Origin of the sequence: Mucilaginibacter phenanthrenivorans (genome assembly GCF_024721155.1) — a bacterium.
Lineage (GTDB): Bacteria > Bacteroidota > Bacteroidia > Sphingobacteriales > Sphingobacteriaceae > Mucilaginibacter > Mucilaginibacter phenanthrenivorans.
In genome coordinates this window covers 559,729-574,894 of sequence record NZ_JAHVAP010000001.1, presented here as the reverse complement: position 1 = coordinate 574,894, position 15,166 = coordinate 559,729, and the positions used below count along the sequence as shown (strand labels likewise).

The following is a 15,166-nucleotide window of genomic DNA, read 5'->3' as shown; positions in this document are numbered from 1 at the left end:
CCGTTATGCTGTTTTTTAACTGATAAGGTTTATGACGGAAATTCAAGCTGTTACTCAAAACTTATCCAATCAACTTCCAGGTTACCCACGCCTTGCAATTGTACAACGAGATTTTTCACACCAACGGGAATCGATTGCAGTGTAATTTTAGTTACGTTCCAATCATCGCCCTTTGGTATGCTCACCTTTGCTATAATTTTGTTTGGCACTGCTGCTGTACTTATCAATAATGTGCCCCCTGTAGTTGAACGGGCATTTACACAAATATGCTTCAATTTTTTATTGGCGAACGAAACACTGTTGTATTTTACCCATGAGTTTGGCTTATTGAAAATGGTCTTCCAGCCTTGAAATTTGCTTGCTGTGTCAAGAAACGCTATTGCTATCCCATCTGTGCTTTTAGCACTAAACCTATCAATTTCAATTTTTTTTGTTGCGCTGGTTATCCCAACTCCCCGTAAAGTTGGGATAACCTTAAGGATGGTTCCATCTTCATTAAAAAACAAACTGTCAACTCTTACCGATCTGTTTTTATCAAACTCCGGCGACAGGTCGTCGTTGTGATAAAATAAATACCATTGGCTTTTAAAATCGATGACTGATTGATGATTTGTCCAGCACCCCGAAGCGGATTCGTCCATCAATACGCCTGCATATTTAAACGGCCCCAGGGGATTGTCAGACATGGCATATTCAAGCCGCTCGATCTTATCAGTGACATGCGGATAAGTCATATAATAAATGCCCTTGCGTTCGAATAAATAAGGGCCCTCCTTTAAGCCTTTATCAGGAAAGCCTTCCAATTTTACCGGTTCGGAATCTAACTCCAGCATGTTGGCCTTTAGTTTTGCCCCGTACAGGTTTCCCTGTGCCCAGTAAATATATGCCTGGCCATCCAGGGCAATTTGCACATTAGGATCTATGCCGTGGATGCCCACTATGGGCGTTGGCTGAGGGACAAACGGGCCCGCTGGGTCGTTAGCTATTGCAACACCAATTGAAAATCCTCTTCCACCGCCCGCCTTTGCAGGAGCAGGAAAATAGAAATAATACTTTCCCTCCCGCTCAATACAATCGGGGGGCCACATGCTATAGGTTGCGGAGTCGACCCATGGCACTTTATTTTGACTTACAATTACACCATGGTCTGTCCAGTCAGTTAGGTTTGATGATGAAAATACATGATAGTCCTGCATACAAAACCATCCAACCTTGCCATGCCCGGGTGAAGCCAAAATATCATGCGAGGGATAAAGATAAACCTTGCCATTAAATACCCGCGCCGAAGGGTCGGCAGTGAATTGATTCCTTATTAATGGGTTTTGTGCCATTAAATAATTGACGCACAAGATTAAGCCCGATAACATCAGGCGTTGCTTAAAATATCTCATCGTTTTTAAATTTTCAATTGTTTTTTGATTATTACTTGAATAATAGCGGAGCAAAATGGTAAAGGTCATTTCTCCAAACCGGCCATGTATGCCCGCCCGGATATTCGTAATAGGTATGATGTATGTGCAGTTCGTCAAACCTGGCCAGCATAATTTGGCCGTTTTTATAGGCAATATCTTCCTTACCCCCCGCTGACAACCAAAACAATTTCAGATCATTATTAATCTTGGAACTGTTTTGCTTCATGTATCCATATTGGGCGTCGGCTATGCTGTTTTGCATAGGCACTATCCATCCGGAACTGAACACCCCCAAATATGAAAAGTAATTGGTGTTATAAACGCCGGTGTACAGTGTATTAATCCCGCCCATGGATAACCCGGCCAGCGCGCGGTCCGCACGCGTATTTTTCACCCTGAAATTATTTTCAATAAACGGGATAATGCTTTGCTTCATTTCTGCTTCAAATTCCTTTAAGCCGTCTATACCAAACGCTGTGGCGCCCATATTGGCATCAGGCATTACGACCAGCATTGGCCTGGCCTTTTTTTCGCAATCAGGTTGTCCATAATCATAGCTGTTTTCCCCTGTGTAGCCCAGCCACGCTCGTCTTCTCCACCGCCATGTAAAATGTAAAGCACAGGATATTTTTCACTGATATTTGTGTCGTATCCGGGAGGTGTATAGATGTAAACCTGCCGCCACGATTTGGTAACCGTAGAGTAATATTTTTTTATGCGGATGTCGCCGTGCGGCACATCTTTTTCTGCATAGTAATCGCCCGCAGCAAACGGAATTTCAATGCCACTGGCCATCCTGCCCATTCCATAAAAACTTTCGCTTGCCGGGTCGGCAGTTGCAAAACCATCTAATAAAAGCGTGTAATAGTGAAATTCTTCACTTACCGAGTCTGTCGTTATTTTCCAAAAACCGTCATCGCCCTTAATCAAATCGTATTTTTTTCCTAAGTCTATTTGCACCTTTTGCGCATCCGGTGCCTTTATGCGGAATATAACATGATGATTAGGCAAAATAAGCGGGTATCTCGCCCCCCTTACATTTGTAACAGCCGGCAAGCTTCCCATAGTATCAGGAATGGCTTTATTATCCTGCGATTTGGCTTCAAACCCGAAAAGCAACAACAAGGATAAAAGAGGTATTAAGCTTTTCATATTTCTTTTTATTACTGTTGAGATAGTATTTTATCGCTTATCTGAAAATAATCGAAATCGGCGTAGCCCCCTGTGGCTTTTGTGGCATAATTAAAAAGGCCAAACCTGTAACCCATAAAGTGCGGAAGGGTATATGCCATTTGGAGCGTAGAACCTATTGAGATCCAATTAATGCCATCAAGGCTATAATAAAAGTTTGCTTTATCTGCCCGGTCTTTAAACTCACATGATGTTTTAAAATATACCAAGTTTTGGTTAAGCGGAATATTTATTGACTCGATTGAAGAGCCACTTTGTGCGTTTACCATTACAATAAACTTATTGCCACCCTCCTTTTTAACGCCGACCCAACCAAATTTTTTTTGTAGCAACACAAGTCCGGTCCGGTCACCATCTTTAAGCCCGGAAACATCAATGGCCGTAATACCCGAGCATTCAGGCCCGAAGGTGCGTTGAGTGAGCGTATTTCTGGCCGATAGTATAGTTGTGTCAACCCTTCCAGTAGTGAGCCTAAGGTATCCTTTATGTTGCCTTACTGACCAAAGTTCATTTACCGGGTTATGGTTCCATTGCCAAACCAACGGCAAATCACGCTCCCCGCGTTTACGGTTAAAATCATCTGATGAAACGATTCCCGGCATTAGCGATTTGTTTCCCGGTAATGGTATTGTATCGGGCGCCTGATGATTTATCCCCAATATGGGCCAACCATTATCCCATTGTACCGGAACCAGATAGGGCACACGCCCCACAGCACCGAAATCGCGGAAAAGATATGAAAACCATCGGCCATCTGGCGCGTCCACCAAACCGCCCTGAGCTACGCCATTGTCCTGCAGGGCCAACCGGCCTTCGTAAGGGCCTGCGATATGATCAGCGCGATGAATCAGTACAGTTCGCATCCCGCCTCGTGGCCATGAGATATTAAAAAGATAATACTTCCTCTTGATTTTAAACATTTGAGAGCCCTCCGCCGGTAATCCTAAATTTGGCCCGGCAGCCAGGCTGGCGTTCTCTATCAAAACCTGCGGCTTTGTGCCGGGTTCTATTCCGGTCAGATCATTCCTCAATTGGGCTAACATTATCCACCCGCTGCCATAAATCATATAAACCTTGCCATCGTCATCAAAAAACAAGGAATGATCGTGCAGGCTGGGTTTAAAGGACAAAGCCTTCCACGGGCCTTTTTCAATATTACGCGTACTATAGATATAGGTTTTGCCGGTATTGCCGGCAAAGGTAGACACGTAGTAAATACCATTATTATAACGCAGGCTGCTTGCCCACGAGCCCTTTCCATAACTGTTTTGACCATTATTTAAGTTCAGGTCGTCTGTATCTTCTAAAATATTATAAGCGTAACTCACAATTTTCCAGTTAACCAAATCTTTCGACTTCATTATCGGTACGCCCGGACTCATGTACATTGTAGTACTGCTCATATAGTAACTATCCCCTACCCTTATTATCGACATATCCGGCACATCAGCATAAATAATTGGATTATGGGCCTGTGCAAGCGCACCGAATTCGAATAACAACAAAAAGCCCGGCGCCAAAATCAGTTTGATCAAAAATTTACGCATCACTGGGTATCAATTTGAAGCACGGTTATTGAATATTTGGGGAAGCTATAAGTAAAGGCCTTCTTAAATCCTTTATACGCCACAACTGCAGGGGTAATTTTTTTCGGTTCGGTTATTGTATTTGTATCCTCCGGCTTATCGGCCTTCATGACAACTACTTTTCCGTTGCCTTTTACTGATGAAACGCCCTTTAATTCTAATAATACCTCTTTGGCGGCATCGCCTGCGTTAACAATTTTAACATACAGCCTGCCGTTTTTTGTGTCGCGGGTGGTTACATAAAATAAGGAGGGATAAGTTTTGGGGGTAACTTTATTTAAACTATCCTTATGATCCAATTTTTGCAACTGTACCGGGATGCCTTCGCCAACCATATCCACCACGTTATCGCCGTGGTAATTACTGAACATTTGCTGTGCGTAATACGATGGAGAACCATAGCTAGTTAAGGTATTATAGCCAATTAAATCCGACTCCCATTGCATGCCGCCAGGGTTTACATTCACAAACAAAGGTGCCGAACACCCCATCACGACAATATCCGAATTCCGTTCCATTCCCGTCATCCACGCGGCATCGCCAAGTGCCGAGTTGAAATTTGGTGTTGGCTTACCCTCACGTGTAGCCCATTCGCCGACAAATATTTTCGGGCCTTTTCTGTCATAGCTGTCGTAATGGTCGGCATCGCTTTCCATGTCGAAGGCATTTCTATAATAATGTTCGTCCATCACATCGGGAATGCGTTTGGCAAGCGGGAAACGCGCTCCCAAAAAATCCTTACCGCCGGTGGTTGAAACAATATGCAGGTTTGGATATTTACTGCGGATGGCATCATAAAATTGGGTGAACCTGCCTTCATAACTTCCTGACATATCGAAACCGTCCTCATTCCCAACTTCAACATAATGTAACGGGAAAGGGGCAGGATGTCCGTCACTGGCACGTTCTTTTCCGTATTTGGTAGTTGTATCGCCGGTAACGTATTCTATCTCCTCCAGGGCTTCGTCAACATAGGGCTTCAGGAATGGCCCTGCTTCTACATAATCGCGGTTTAAGGTGTAGCCCATGGTTCCATTTGTAAATCTTCGCACCAGTCCAGGTATTCCAGTAAACCCATTCCGTCGGACGAGCGGTACCCCCAGGTACCCTGATGACCGGGCCTTTCATCAATTGGGCCTAATGTTTTTTTCCAGTTATATCTTATGGAAAACATATTGCCTTCCAAATAATTGCCACCGGGCAGCCGCAAAAATTTAGGGGCCATGGAAGCGAGAAGCTGCATAATATCGCGCCTGTTGCCGTTAGCTGTATTTTGATAGGTGGGCGGGAACAACGATACAAGCGTAAACCAATAATTGCCTTTAGTTGAAGGCCGGATAACAAAGCGTGTATCGGCAGTTGGTGTTACAGATGCTGTTGTATTAAGGTTAAAGCTGAATTTTTTCCAAAGCCCGCTAACCCTTGTGACATTTGCTGTCGCAAACATGCTTTTGCCGTCCGTCGATTCGATACTTACTGTAATTGGCCCCGCGTTATTGCCATCAGTCATCGCATAAAAACTGCCCTGATAATTAGTTGAAGGAAAAACAGGTATCCCCCAAAAACCATCATTCGCTAAGCCGGTATTTTTGCCATCAGTTACCAGATTGAGTTTTAGGCACTCGGTTAAAGCTTCGTTAACCGGATGCTTATTATCCAATACAATAGCAGATGAATCAGCAACGCCCTTTATTAAACTCCAATGATCAGGATTCTTAGCATTATCCTTAAAACTACGGTTCCTGATTAGCTCGGCGTAAATTCCGCCATCATAGGAGTAATTGATCTCTTCGGTCATCAAGCCGTATAATACCGGGCTTGATGGATGCCCCGGTTGGTCAAGCTGAAGCGTTAATTTTGTTGGCTGCTGCGCCAAAGCCTGCCTTCCGAAAAACATACCACATATTAAAATAACGTATGTGCAACTTCTTATTGATTTTAGCATTTGTAATTAGGTTTTTAGATACAATTAATTGGCTTTGATGAAATACCTGGGGCTCAACTTTAATTGTTAAACAATAATGGAGCAAGCTGTTTTAGGCTCCGGCGCCAGGTCAGAAATTCGTGGGCCGTATTATCGGAAATAAAGGATACAGCATTGTAGCCTGCATCTTTTAATGCAGCAGTAGCCTTATTTACACCGGTGGGGTTTTCCTTACTGCCGCAGCTTATAAATATAAGTTTAGCTTTAGGTTTATCTTGTAATTCGGCAGGGGTGTAGGTGCCCCCGCTTAGCAAACCGTAGTAGGCAAACTCGTCGGGCTTTGCAAGTGTAATTAAATGTGTTTCCATGCCACCCATGGAGAGCCCTGCCATTGCGCGGTTTTCCCTATTGGCAATAGTGCGAAAGTTGGCATCCACATAAGGCACCAATTCATCCGTCAATACGGTTTCAAAGGCATCTATTTTGAAGTTCCTTATACCGCCGGGCTTTACGTCATTGGTCATGCCATAGGTCATCACAATAATGAAAGGTTTTGCCTTGCCTTCTGCAATCAGGTTATCCATAATCAGGTTGGCATGCCCCTGGTTGCTCCATGCGGTCTCGTCCTCACCCCAGCCATGCTGCAGGTACAGCACAGGGTATTTTTTCGATTTATCCTTTTCGTAACCCGGAGGTGTGTAAACAAACGCCCTTCGTTGGGTATTTGTGCTCTTTGAAGGAAAGAGTACCTGCTGAACATTCCCGTGAGGAACATCCGTTAAAGCATAAAAGTCCTGGTCATGGGCCGGTATCTCAATACCGCTTTCCCAACGGGTGGATCCATAATAATTCAATGTACCCGGGTCATTAAATATGCCCCCATCAACTATTAGATGATAATAGTGGAAACCTTCGTCCATCGGGGCCTCAGTTGTGCCTGTAAAATATCCGTCGGTTCCTTTGATAAGTTTAGTACCTCCTCTTCCACCCAGGCCTAAGGTAACCCTTATACTGTCCGCCTTAGGTGCTTTTATGCTAAAACGTACATAGCCTTGCGAATTAACCCGGGGATAGTCCTGCCCGGGCTGGTTAAGGCTGGAAGCTTGAAAATCGTCCTTAATTTCTCCGGATGGCGTTTGAGCCTTGCAAAGGGGCCCGGCCAGGGAGGCCGCTAATACAACAATGGTTAAATATTTTAAATTCATTTTTTATAATTTAAGTTTCAGGAAGAAACGCATTTTCTAATCGTGAGTCTTTTTAAATGCGACAAATAACTGCAAATGGGTTAGTCGAAATTTGAATTGATAAGTGTTACAATGCCGGGAAAAACTTTGCCCTAAATTCTATTTACGTTTTATTAAACGATGCCATTTTTTACCATAAATAGCCAATAAATGTTTAAATCGATTATTTGAACACAGCCAGGTTTTTGTTGACGTCTTAATGCTGTCGTGGCATCCAAAACTAATAGTGAAGTATGAACTTCTGAACGAACGTTGTATATATTTATTAATTGAAGCGATGATTTTCCTTCGAATGGCGGTACAATTGTCATCTTATTATACACCGATTATTATACACCAAAAAACGATATAAATTCAAGTATCTACTATGAATATTAAACGCAATGCATTATTGCTGGCAGTGGGCTTCGTAATTTTGGCAGCATTGAAGTCACAAGCACAGTCTGCCATTTCAGGAGGCAGGGCTGATAAAATAACTGATAACGATACTGTGCGAACTATCACACCATTCTTTACCCCGGCAACTACGTCAAAAAAGACCCCGAACGTCGAGGGGTTTATTCAGCGCTGGTTACTATTAGAGCCTATAAACAAGTCGATACGAAGTAATCTTGTCTTTACTTATAGTTACCTGAAAAAACAATTTGATACTGCTTATTTCCAAAATCAGTTTACCGTCATCCCTAAAGATCGGGACCAAATAAAGGTTGGAGAACAGGAATTGGCATGGCATGCGTTGGAAAGTCCAACTTTCAACGTCAAATTATTTCGTCTTGCCTACGGGTTAAAGAAACATACTTATTCAGTATTGTTTTGGGCGGTAACCATAGTCAACAGTCCGCGGGAAATAAAAAATGTAAGATTGGCTGTAGGATCAAATGGGGGATCAATGTGGTGGCTAAACGGACAGGAAGCTGTGGTACTTGACGGAGACAGACGAATGGTAATGGATGATTGTGTCTCGCCCCGATTGACCCTTAACAAAGGGAAAAATATAATCAGGGGAGCATTAATCAATGGCCCCGGACTTAGTGATTTTTGCGTTCGGCTCCTGGACGAAAACGGAGAACCGATCAAAGATCTCACTATCACTCTCAAATAAATTAGTTGATCGTCCCATTTACGTCGAATTTGTATAGCAATCGAGTTATTATGAAATTAATAGTTAAAGCAATAAGCATTATATCCCTATTTTCACTATTGCGGGCAGGGAGCGCGATAGCACAAGTTGGCAAGCCATTTATACATGATCCGTCAACCATTGCCGAGTGTGATGGTAAGTATTACACATTCGGGACAGGCGGTGGCGGATTAATATCCGAAGACGGTTGGACATGGAATGGAGGTGCAGTGAGACCAGGCGGAGGGGCCGCTCCTGATGTATTAAAAATTGGTGATCGCTACCTTATTGTTTATGGTGCAACCGGCGGCGGCCTGGCGGGCGGACATAATGGAAAGATATTGACCATGTGGAATAAAACGCTTGATCCGGGATCGCCGGATTTTAAATATTCGGAGGCTGTGGTAGTTGCCTCATCCGATGGTATTGAGGATAACGATTCGATAGATCCGGGTCTCCTGCTGGATCCAACCGACGGCAAGTTATGGCTATCCTACGGTACATATTGGGGTTATATACGCCTTGTGGAACTTGATCCCAAAACAGGCAAACGTGTGGAAGGTAATAAATCATTAAATATAGCCATCGATTGTGAAGCCACAGATTTGATATATCGGGATGGGTGGTACTATCTGCTTGGAACACACGGCACATGCTGCGACGGCCCAAACTCAACCTATAATATTGTTGTTGGCCGCTCCAAAAAAATAACCGGACCTTATCTTGATAACATTGGTAGAGAAATGTTGAAGGGAGGTGGGAAATTGGTAGTTGCAGCCGGCGACAGGCGGATTGGCCCCGGACATTTCGGACGTAGCGTAGTTAGCGATGGTGTTGAAAAAATTTCTTGTCATTATGAGGCTGATTTGGATCAAAATGCACGCAGCGTATTAGGCATCCGCCCATTGCTATGGAAAAATGGATGGCCTATTGCAGGTGACACCTTCAAGGAAGGGACGTATGAGATTGAATCTGAACGAAGAGGATACGCCTTACAATTAGGCGTGGATTTTACAAGAATGCCGGGTGGCATGCGATTCAACCGTAACAATGACGAGCCGGTAAAACCAGTGTCATCCCAGGAATTATCGGATGTAATTAAAACCTGGCCGACCGGAAACATTGTTGTTAACTTGAGTGATTACATGTTTCGCCCTCATCAGAAATGGACTATTTCACCGGTAGCTGGTGCAGGGGGATATCTGGGCGGCCCATATTATAAAATAGTAATTGCCGGAACAGACCGTGCACTAGCAGCAACACCAGATGCTGAACTGATAACAGTTCCAAAGTTTACGGGTGCGCCGGAACAATTATGGCGGATCGATCAGTTAACGGATGGAACTTACAGGATCATGCCAAAAGTGGTTTCAAATCCGAAGGGGCAACTGGCTTTAGTTTCTTCCGGAGACAGCACACCGACACTCGCGACGTTTGATATGAACAGCGATAATTCGAAGTGGAATTTTAAGACTCACTAACCTGTTTAGTTAAAGAAAACGCAATTTAGATGGATGGGTATTTCAAAAGGAGGCACCTGCCTAAAGGTAAAACCCGGGCTAAATAGCCTTCTGTTTGTTAAAATTCAAACTAAATAATTATCTGAATCAAATACCCGATAGCTATTTGTCTGGTTTATTCACACTTATGACCGCATTGATGATTTGCTTTGCGACATTGACACAGGCACACAATACGCCGGTGTATGCGTTCAAAGCCGACACCGCAAAAAAGCACTTAAAGAAGGACGGGACACCGGACAAGCGCTTTAAGGAAAACAAAGCAGCCAAGCCACCACTAAAAAAGGACGGGACACCTGACATGCGTTATAAGGCAAACAAAAAAGCTGATACGGCAAAGAAAGCCAAGCCAGCCAAGGCGCCTAAAAAGAAAAGCTAACAGGGAACCGCTAAAGAGGCTGTCACTTCAAAAGGGGGCAGCCTCTTTGGCGGTTTTGGAGGGATAGATTTGTTCCGTTTTTTAAAAGTTAAAGGGCAAAAAGCGACTTTTTTAGCCAGCGTAGGTACTGAAGAAACAAATTTGCACCATTAATTCAGTACCTGTTCATCAGGTCTTTGCCCCTACCACCATCCCCTTACCGGCAACCAGCAATTCCTGCGTGATCGCCCTTGTATACGCTTTGATCTCCTCCTGGAATCCCGTTACCGAAGCACCGGAGCGAATCTCTTCAAGTTTTTTCTCCCAGTTGCCGGTCAGCTCTGCCTGCGCAATCCGGTGATCTTTCACGACATTATAAACGGCAAATCCCGTCGGGGTCGGCACCAGGTTCTTCCTTTCGCGGACGATATAGAACCGTTTAATAAGCGTTTCTATAATGGCGGCTCTTGTTGCGGGTGTGCCAAGCCCGCTGTCCTTCATGGCATAGCGCAGTTCTTCATCGTCAATTTCCTTGCCGGCAGTTTCCAAAGCTTTTAAGAGGCTGGCCTCGTTATAGAGGGGCTTTGGTTTGGTCTGTTTTTCCAGCAGGTTCTTTTCAGTGATGGGCAAGTCCTCCCCTTGTATAACTTTCGGAAGCGAGGCGTTTTCCTCATCCTTCTTTTCTTCATCCGGGTCGTTAAAGACCGCCCGCCAGCCTGCGGTGCCGATCACTGTACCGCTGGCGATAAATTTATGGCCGGATTCCACAACTATCCTGGTAATCTCCTTGATACAGTCCTGGTGAAAGGCTTCCAGCATCCTGCCTGCGACCAGGTCGTAAATGGCCTGTTGGTCTGGCGAGAGCTGGCGGGGCGTCTCCCCTGTTGTCAGTATCGCGTGGTGATCCGTCACCTTTTTAGTGTTGACACTGCGCTTGTTCAATTTAGCTTCTGTTAAGACACTAGCCTGTTTACCGAATTCGGGATGATCTTTAAGTTTTTCGACCAGGCTGGGCACCGTTGCAAACACATCATCCCCGATATACCGGCTGCCCGTCCTAGGATAAGTCACCAGCTTGTTTTCATACAGGTTTTGTAAAAGCGTTAGTGTTTGGTCTGCCGTAAAACCTTTCTTTTTGTTCGCTTCCTGCTGCAGGCTGCTTAAGTCATGCAAAAGCGGTGGCGGTTCTTTGCGTGGTTTGGCATCAACGCTTAAGATATTCCCGGTTGCTTTAACGCCGTCAACAATCAGTTGTGCAGCCTCCTTTGTTTTGTATTTCTCCTCTGTTATCGCCCGGAACACCTGCCCTTCTTTATCGACCATAATACTCACCTGGTAAAACTGTTCCGGAACAAAGTTTTTGTTTTCGTTATAGCGGAAGCAGATCATCGCCAGCGTCGGCGTTTGCACCCGTCCCAGTGATAGCACCGAACGTGACCCCGCTGACAAACTCAAAGCCTGTGTGGCATTCATGCCCACCAGCCAGTCCGATTGGGAGCGGCAATGCGCAGAATTGAACAGCGTATCGTAATCCGATCCCGGCTTCAAATTTCTGAACCCATCCTTAATCGCCTCATCCGTCTGCGAAGAGATCCAAAGTCGTTTAAAAGGCTTCTTACATTTCAAATAATAATAAATATACCGGAAAATCAACTCACCCTCCCGCCCCGCATCCGTCGCCACAATGATCTCCGTGGCCTCGTCAAACAAGGCTTTGATGATATCCAGCTGCTTACGGACGCCCGGGTCCTCCACCATGCCGTCCTTAGACTTCACCTTCCGGATCGCCAGCTTAAATTTCTGCGGCAGCATCGGCAGGTTTTGTACGTTCCAGCCATAATAGCCATACTCCTGCGGCGAAGCCAGTTGCAGTAAATGACCAAAAGCCCAGGTGAACGTATACCCCTTGCCTTCGATATAGCCGTCCTTCTTCGTCGTCGCCCCGAACACCCTGGCAATCTCCCGCCCAACAGAAGGCTTCTCCGCAATGATCACTTTCATACCCGCCGAAAGTAGTTAATAAGCGCTACCGTCGCAACCTATAATGGCGGATGAATTCCTAACAAATCAGAAATTTTCAACAATCTTTAATGGTGTTCAGTCAATAGTTAAGTTTGCCATATATGTCAGACCTGGTCCAAATCGTTTCCAAATATATCACGCTCCTGGAAGGGAGAAAAACCTTAAAAGGGAACTGCCCGTTCCACCCCGACCAATCCAGTTCATTTATGGTATCCCCGGAAAAAAACATGTTCAAATGCTTCGGCTGCGGTAAAGAAGGCGGCCCGGCGGAATTTGAATTATGGATCGCAAATAAACCAAAATGAGGAAGATCTTAAGATCGCTGCGAAACCACAGCAGACGCTAATAAAATCTGTGGGTTGATCCGCACCGTCGAATGTCTTTTATCAAGGAGGGCCGAACTGGTTTAATTTACCCGTTTAAAGCCATCTATACCCTTCGCTCCCTACATTTGTGCAGCAAGACACAAACACATGAGGTGCATTTTATTTTTCATCATTCTTTTCGTAACCGATGGCGCCGTTATCCTGCTCCGGGCCATCTGCTACCTCCTATCTTTACCCAAGCCGGCACAACCAATTCCTTGTACAATGAATTCCTGCGGCATAGGGGAACATGGCTTATGACGATATAAAATTTCCGGTTTAGGGTGCATTCAACAAAATGTCAATCAGTTACTATCACTAAAACTGAAACCTATCCTGCTGAAAATCACATCAATCAGCGAAACCCAAATTTTATTTCAGGTTGCCACCCTCCTTCCTACCCAATCCCCGTCCCCGAACCAGCCAATTTTGTCGTCGTCAACGGCAGCGAAATTTCGCAATAAGCCCGCTGACGGAAAGTTATTTGACGTACAGGGAGAAAACATTAACCGGCTAACAACCGGAAATCCAGTGAAGGTGAGATCGTATCACACGCCGAAAGCGCTGGGGCAGGCCCGCGGGCCCATATCGTAGGATATGACGGAAGTACTCCCGATCAAAAATATTTAAAGGGGAGCCGCATCGGTTCCCCTTTTGTATTATATGACACTGACATTTAGGAAACGCCGCCACGCCGTGAAACTGCCACATTATCGAATTGAAGAAATCAAAGAACTCGGCAACACCCCCGCCATCACCGCATACCTGAAGGAACGCGGCGTTTGGCAGACAGCCCAGGGCAAGCTCAAAGAAGTATATTACTACGTCGAAGACCAAAAGAAAACCCGCAAACAATTCTATGCTGCCGGCCACCAAAACGAAAACGGCGGCTGGCAGGTACACAGCCAAAAGTTTCACGCCTGCATCGGCCTAAAAGGACTAACCATTATTCCTGGACAAACTGAGGAAGTATCGGTGTTCAACGACTTCTTCGCTTACCTGGAATGGCTTACTGAAAATCAGCAGCAGGGAACAGTCGTAATCGTAAACGATCCGGCATTACTACCCCAGGCAGCAACATTTTTCAACAACCCCTTGCCCGTAAATGAAAAACGCTAAATTTGAAACCCGATGCAAACCGCCGAACTCGAATACACCGTTCACCCAACCGAAATCCCGGGGCAATTCATCCATGAATACCCCAATGGGCGGCGTGTGCTTGTCGAAATCGACCCCGATACTAAAGCCGTTCGCTTCATCCGGGAACTGTAGGTACGCGCTTAATCTGAAAAATTTCCAGCGTAATATTTTATTGAATTAGCTACCACTTGCTATTACAGCAAACAGTAAATTTACCCCCGTCACCACAATTATTCCTATTTTTGTAAAAAGGAATAAGCTGATGAGCGCTAAAATAAAACGAAAGACAGTTTTTGATATGTCACCAGAAGAATTTAAAGAATTGATTCATCCTGTTGCGGAACAGGTACTTAAGGAAACATGGGCAAAAGACTCATTCATCACTTATTACGACGAAAAGATCTGCCCGGACGCCGACACATTAGTCCAGGAATACAAAGACCATTCAGAGCTGGTCCGAATTGACGACCAGGGAAGAGCCGTAGTAATAAAACAATTAACCGATGAGCGTTCTCACAAAAAAACAACTGATTATCGTAGCGGGGCCGAACGGAGCAGGTAAAAGCACTTATTCCGCCAAATTTTCAGATAAAGATGCGATCGTTTTTGATCCCGACAAAGAAAGTCAAAAGGTTCAGGATACCTACCAGAACCTTCCTATAGACGGCATTTACTACTTCATAAATAACCATTTCCAGGACCAAATTGCCAAAGCCATAAAATCCAAAAAGGACTTTATTCTTGAAACGAACTTCAGGGATTTTCAATTAATGGAAACCGTCGACCAATTCAAGAATAAAGGGTATGCAGTAAACCTGATGTACTTTCTATTAAGTTCCGAAAAAGAATCGATGCACCGCGTAACATCCCGCGTAAACAAGGGCGGACATTTTGTGGATACGCACAGCATACGTTTAAATTATGACGAAGGGTTAAAGAACCTTATGTTTTTCGCACATCGCTTCGATAATGTTTTTCTTCTTGATGCTACCCATCGAATAGGTGAACAAGAACCCTTATTGAACATTGAAAGGGATAAAGTCAAATTTATTAGCCAGAAAATACCAAATTGGGCAGAACCAGTCATCCAGGGACTTATGTCCGCATTGCGCATAAGTCCTCATCCGCAAAAAGACAATAATCCTCAAACAGGTTTTGACCGGTGATCCACAGATCAAACCATCAGCTTAAAACAGCCGCATCTCCCTAAAAATCCATGCCGGCTCCATAGCTATATTTTGGATTTTACCGGAGCGAAAGCTATGACATTGGCAAGCAAGGACA

Annotated in this window: 14 protein-coding genes and 1 pseudogene; 8 read left to right on the top strand and 7 right to left on the bottom strand. The window is 44.7% G+C overall.

What is annotated here, in order from left to right:
• Window positions 1–50: 50 nt before the first annotated feature.
• From KXD93_RS02515 to KXD93_RS02485, 6 genes and pseudogenes are all read right to left on the bottom strand, one after another.
• Window positions 51–1,391 (bottom strand): family 43 glycosylhydrolase, encoded by a 1,341-nt coding sequence (locus tag KXD93_RS02515; RefSeq protein ID WP_258135284.1) that lies wholly within the window; start codon window positions 1,389–1,391, stop codon window positions 51–53.
• A 31-nt stretch (window positions 1,392–1,422) separates the two neighbouring features.
• A complete protein-coding gene (locus tag KXD93_RS02510) occupies window positions 1,423–1,926 on the bottom strand; it encodes an alpha/beta hydrolase (RefSeq protein ID WP_258135283.1) in 504 nt (167 codons plus the stop codon).
• Complete coding sequence (locus tag KXD93_RS02505; protein ID WP_258135282.1) at window positions 1,914–2,564, bottom strand: hypothetical protein; 651 nt, start codon at window positions 2,562–2,564, stop codon at window positions 1,914–1,916. Before KXD93_RS02505 ends, KXD93_RS02510 begins: the two co-directional genes overlap by 13 nt.
• A gap of 11 nt (window positions 2,565–2,575) precedes the next feature.
• Window positions 2,576–4,150 carry a glycoside hydrolase family 43 protein gene (locus KXD93_RS02500; protein WP_258135281.1) on the bottom strand — a complete coding sequence of 525 codons (1,575 nt, stop codon included), beginning with the start codon at window positions 4,148–4,150 and terminating at the stop codon, window positions 2,576–2,578.
• A 2-nt stretch (window positions 4,151–4,152) separates the two neighbouring features.
• Window positions 4,153–5,892 (bottom strand): annotated as a pseudogene (locus KXD93_RS30720) (alpha-L-arabinofuranosidase family protein); the annotation flags it as partial.
• Between the two features lie 301 nt (window positions 5,893–6,193).
• Window positions 6,194–7,318 (bottom strand): alpha/beta hydrolase-fold protein, encoded by a 1,125-nt coding sequence (locus KXD93_RS02485; RefSeq protein ID WP_258135278.1) that lies wholly within the window; start codon window positions 7,316–7,318, stop codon window positions 6,194–6,196.
• A gap of 406 nt (window positions 7,319–7,724) precedes the next feature.
• Between KXD93_RS02485 and KXD93_RS02480 the strand changes: the two genes are divergently transcribed.
• The 3 genes from KXD93_RS02480 to KXD93_RS02470 all read left to right on the top strand — a co-directional run bounded on the left by KXD93_RS02480 (window position 7,725) and on the right by KXD93_RS02470 (window position 10,376).
• Complete coding sequence (locus tag KXD93_RS02480; RefSeq protein WP_258135277.1) at window positions 7,725–8,459, top strand: hypothetical protein; 735 nt, start codon at window positions 7,725–7,727, stop codon at window positions 8,457–8,459.
• Window positions 8,460–8,509: 50 nt separating this feature from the next.
• On the top strand, window positions 8,510–9,958 hold the full coding sequence (locus KXD93_RS02475; protein ID WP_258135276.1) for a family 43 glycosylhydrolase: 1,449 nt from the start codon (window positions 8,510–8,512) through the stop codon (window positions 9,956–9,958).
• 166 nt (window positions 9,959–10,124) lie between these two features.
• Window positions 10,125–10,376, top strand: coding sequence for a hypothetical protein (locus tag KXD93_RS02470; RefSeq protein ID WP_258135275.1), 252 nt, complete (start codon window positions 10,125–10,127; stop codon window positions 10,374–10,376).
• Between the two features lie 168 nt (window positions 10,377–10,544).
• Here KXD93_RS02470 and KXD93_RS02465 read toward each other — a convergent pair whose 3' ends face one another.
• Entirely contained in the window at window positions 10,545–12,356 is a 1,812-nt protein-coding gene (locus KXD93_RS02465) for a DNA topoisomerase 3 (RefSeq protein ID WP_258135274.1), read from the bottom strand.
• A 122-nt stretch (window positions 12,357–12,478) separates the two neighbouring features.
• Here KXD93_RS02465 and KXD93_RS30590 point away from each other — a divergent pair, with 122 nt between their 5' ends.
• The 5 genes from KXD93_RS30590 to KXD93_RS02445 all read left to right on the top strand — a co-directional run bounded on the left by KXD93_RS30590 (window position 12,479) and on the right by KXD93_RS02445 (window position 15,048).
• Window positions 12,479–12,682: a CHC2 zinc finger domain-containing protein gene (locus tag KXD93_RS30590; protein WP_373417341.1), complete on the top strand. Its 204-nt coding sequence runs from the start codon at window positions 12,479–12,481 to the stop codon at window positions 12,680–12,682.
• A 756-nt stretch (window positions 12,683–13,438) separates the two neighbouring features.
• Window positions 13,439–13,861: a DUF8464 domain-containing protein gene (locus tag KXD93_RS02460; RefSeq protein ID WP_258135273.1), complete on the top strand. Its 423-nt coding sequence runs from the start codon at window positions 13,439–13,441 to the stop codon at window positions 13,859–13,861.
• A gap of 12 nt (window positions 13,862–13,873) precedes the next feature.
• Window positions 13,874–14,014, top strand: coding sequence for a hypothetical protein (locus tag KXD93_RS02455; protein ID WP_258135272.1), 141 nt, complete (start codon window positions 13,874–13,876; stop codon window positions 14,012–14,014).
• 130 nt (window positions 14,015–14,144) lie between these two features.
• Window positions 14,145–14,444 (top strand): hypothetical protein, encoded by a 300-nt coding sequence (locus tag KXD93_RS02450; protein WP_258135271.1) that lies wholly within the window; start codon window positions 14,145–14,147, stop codon window positions 14,442–14,444.
• Window positions 14,386–15,048 carry a zeta toxin family protein gene (locus tag KXD93_RS02445; protein WP_258135270.1) on the top strand — a complete coding sequence of 221 codons (663 nt, stop codon included), beginning with the start codon at window positions 14,386–14,388 and terminating at the stop codon, window positions 15,046–15,048. The genes KXD93_RS02450 and KXD93_RS02445 overlap by 59 nt, the downstream gene beginning before the upstream one ends.
• Window positions 15,049–15,166: the final 118 nt, after the last annotated feature.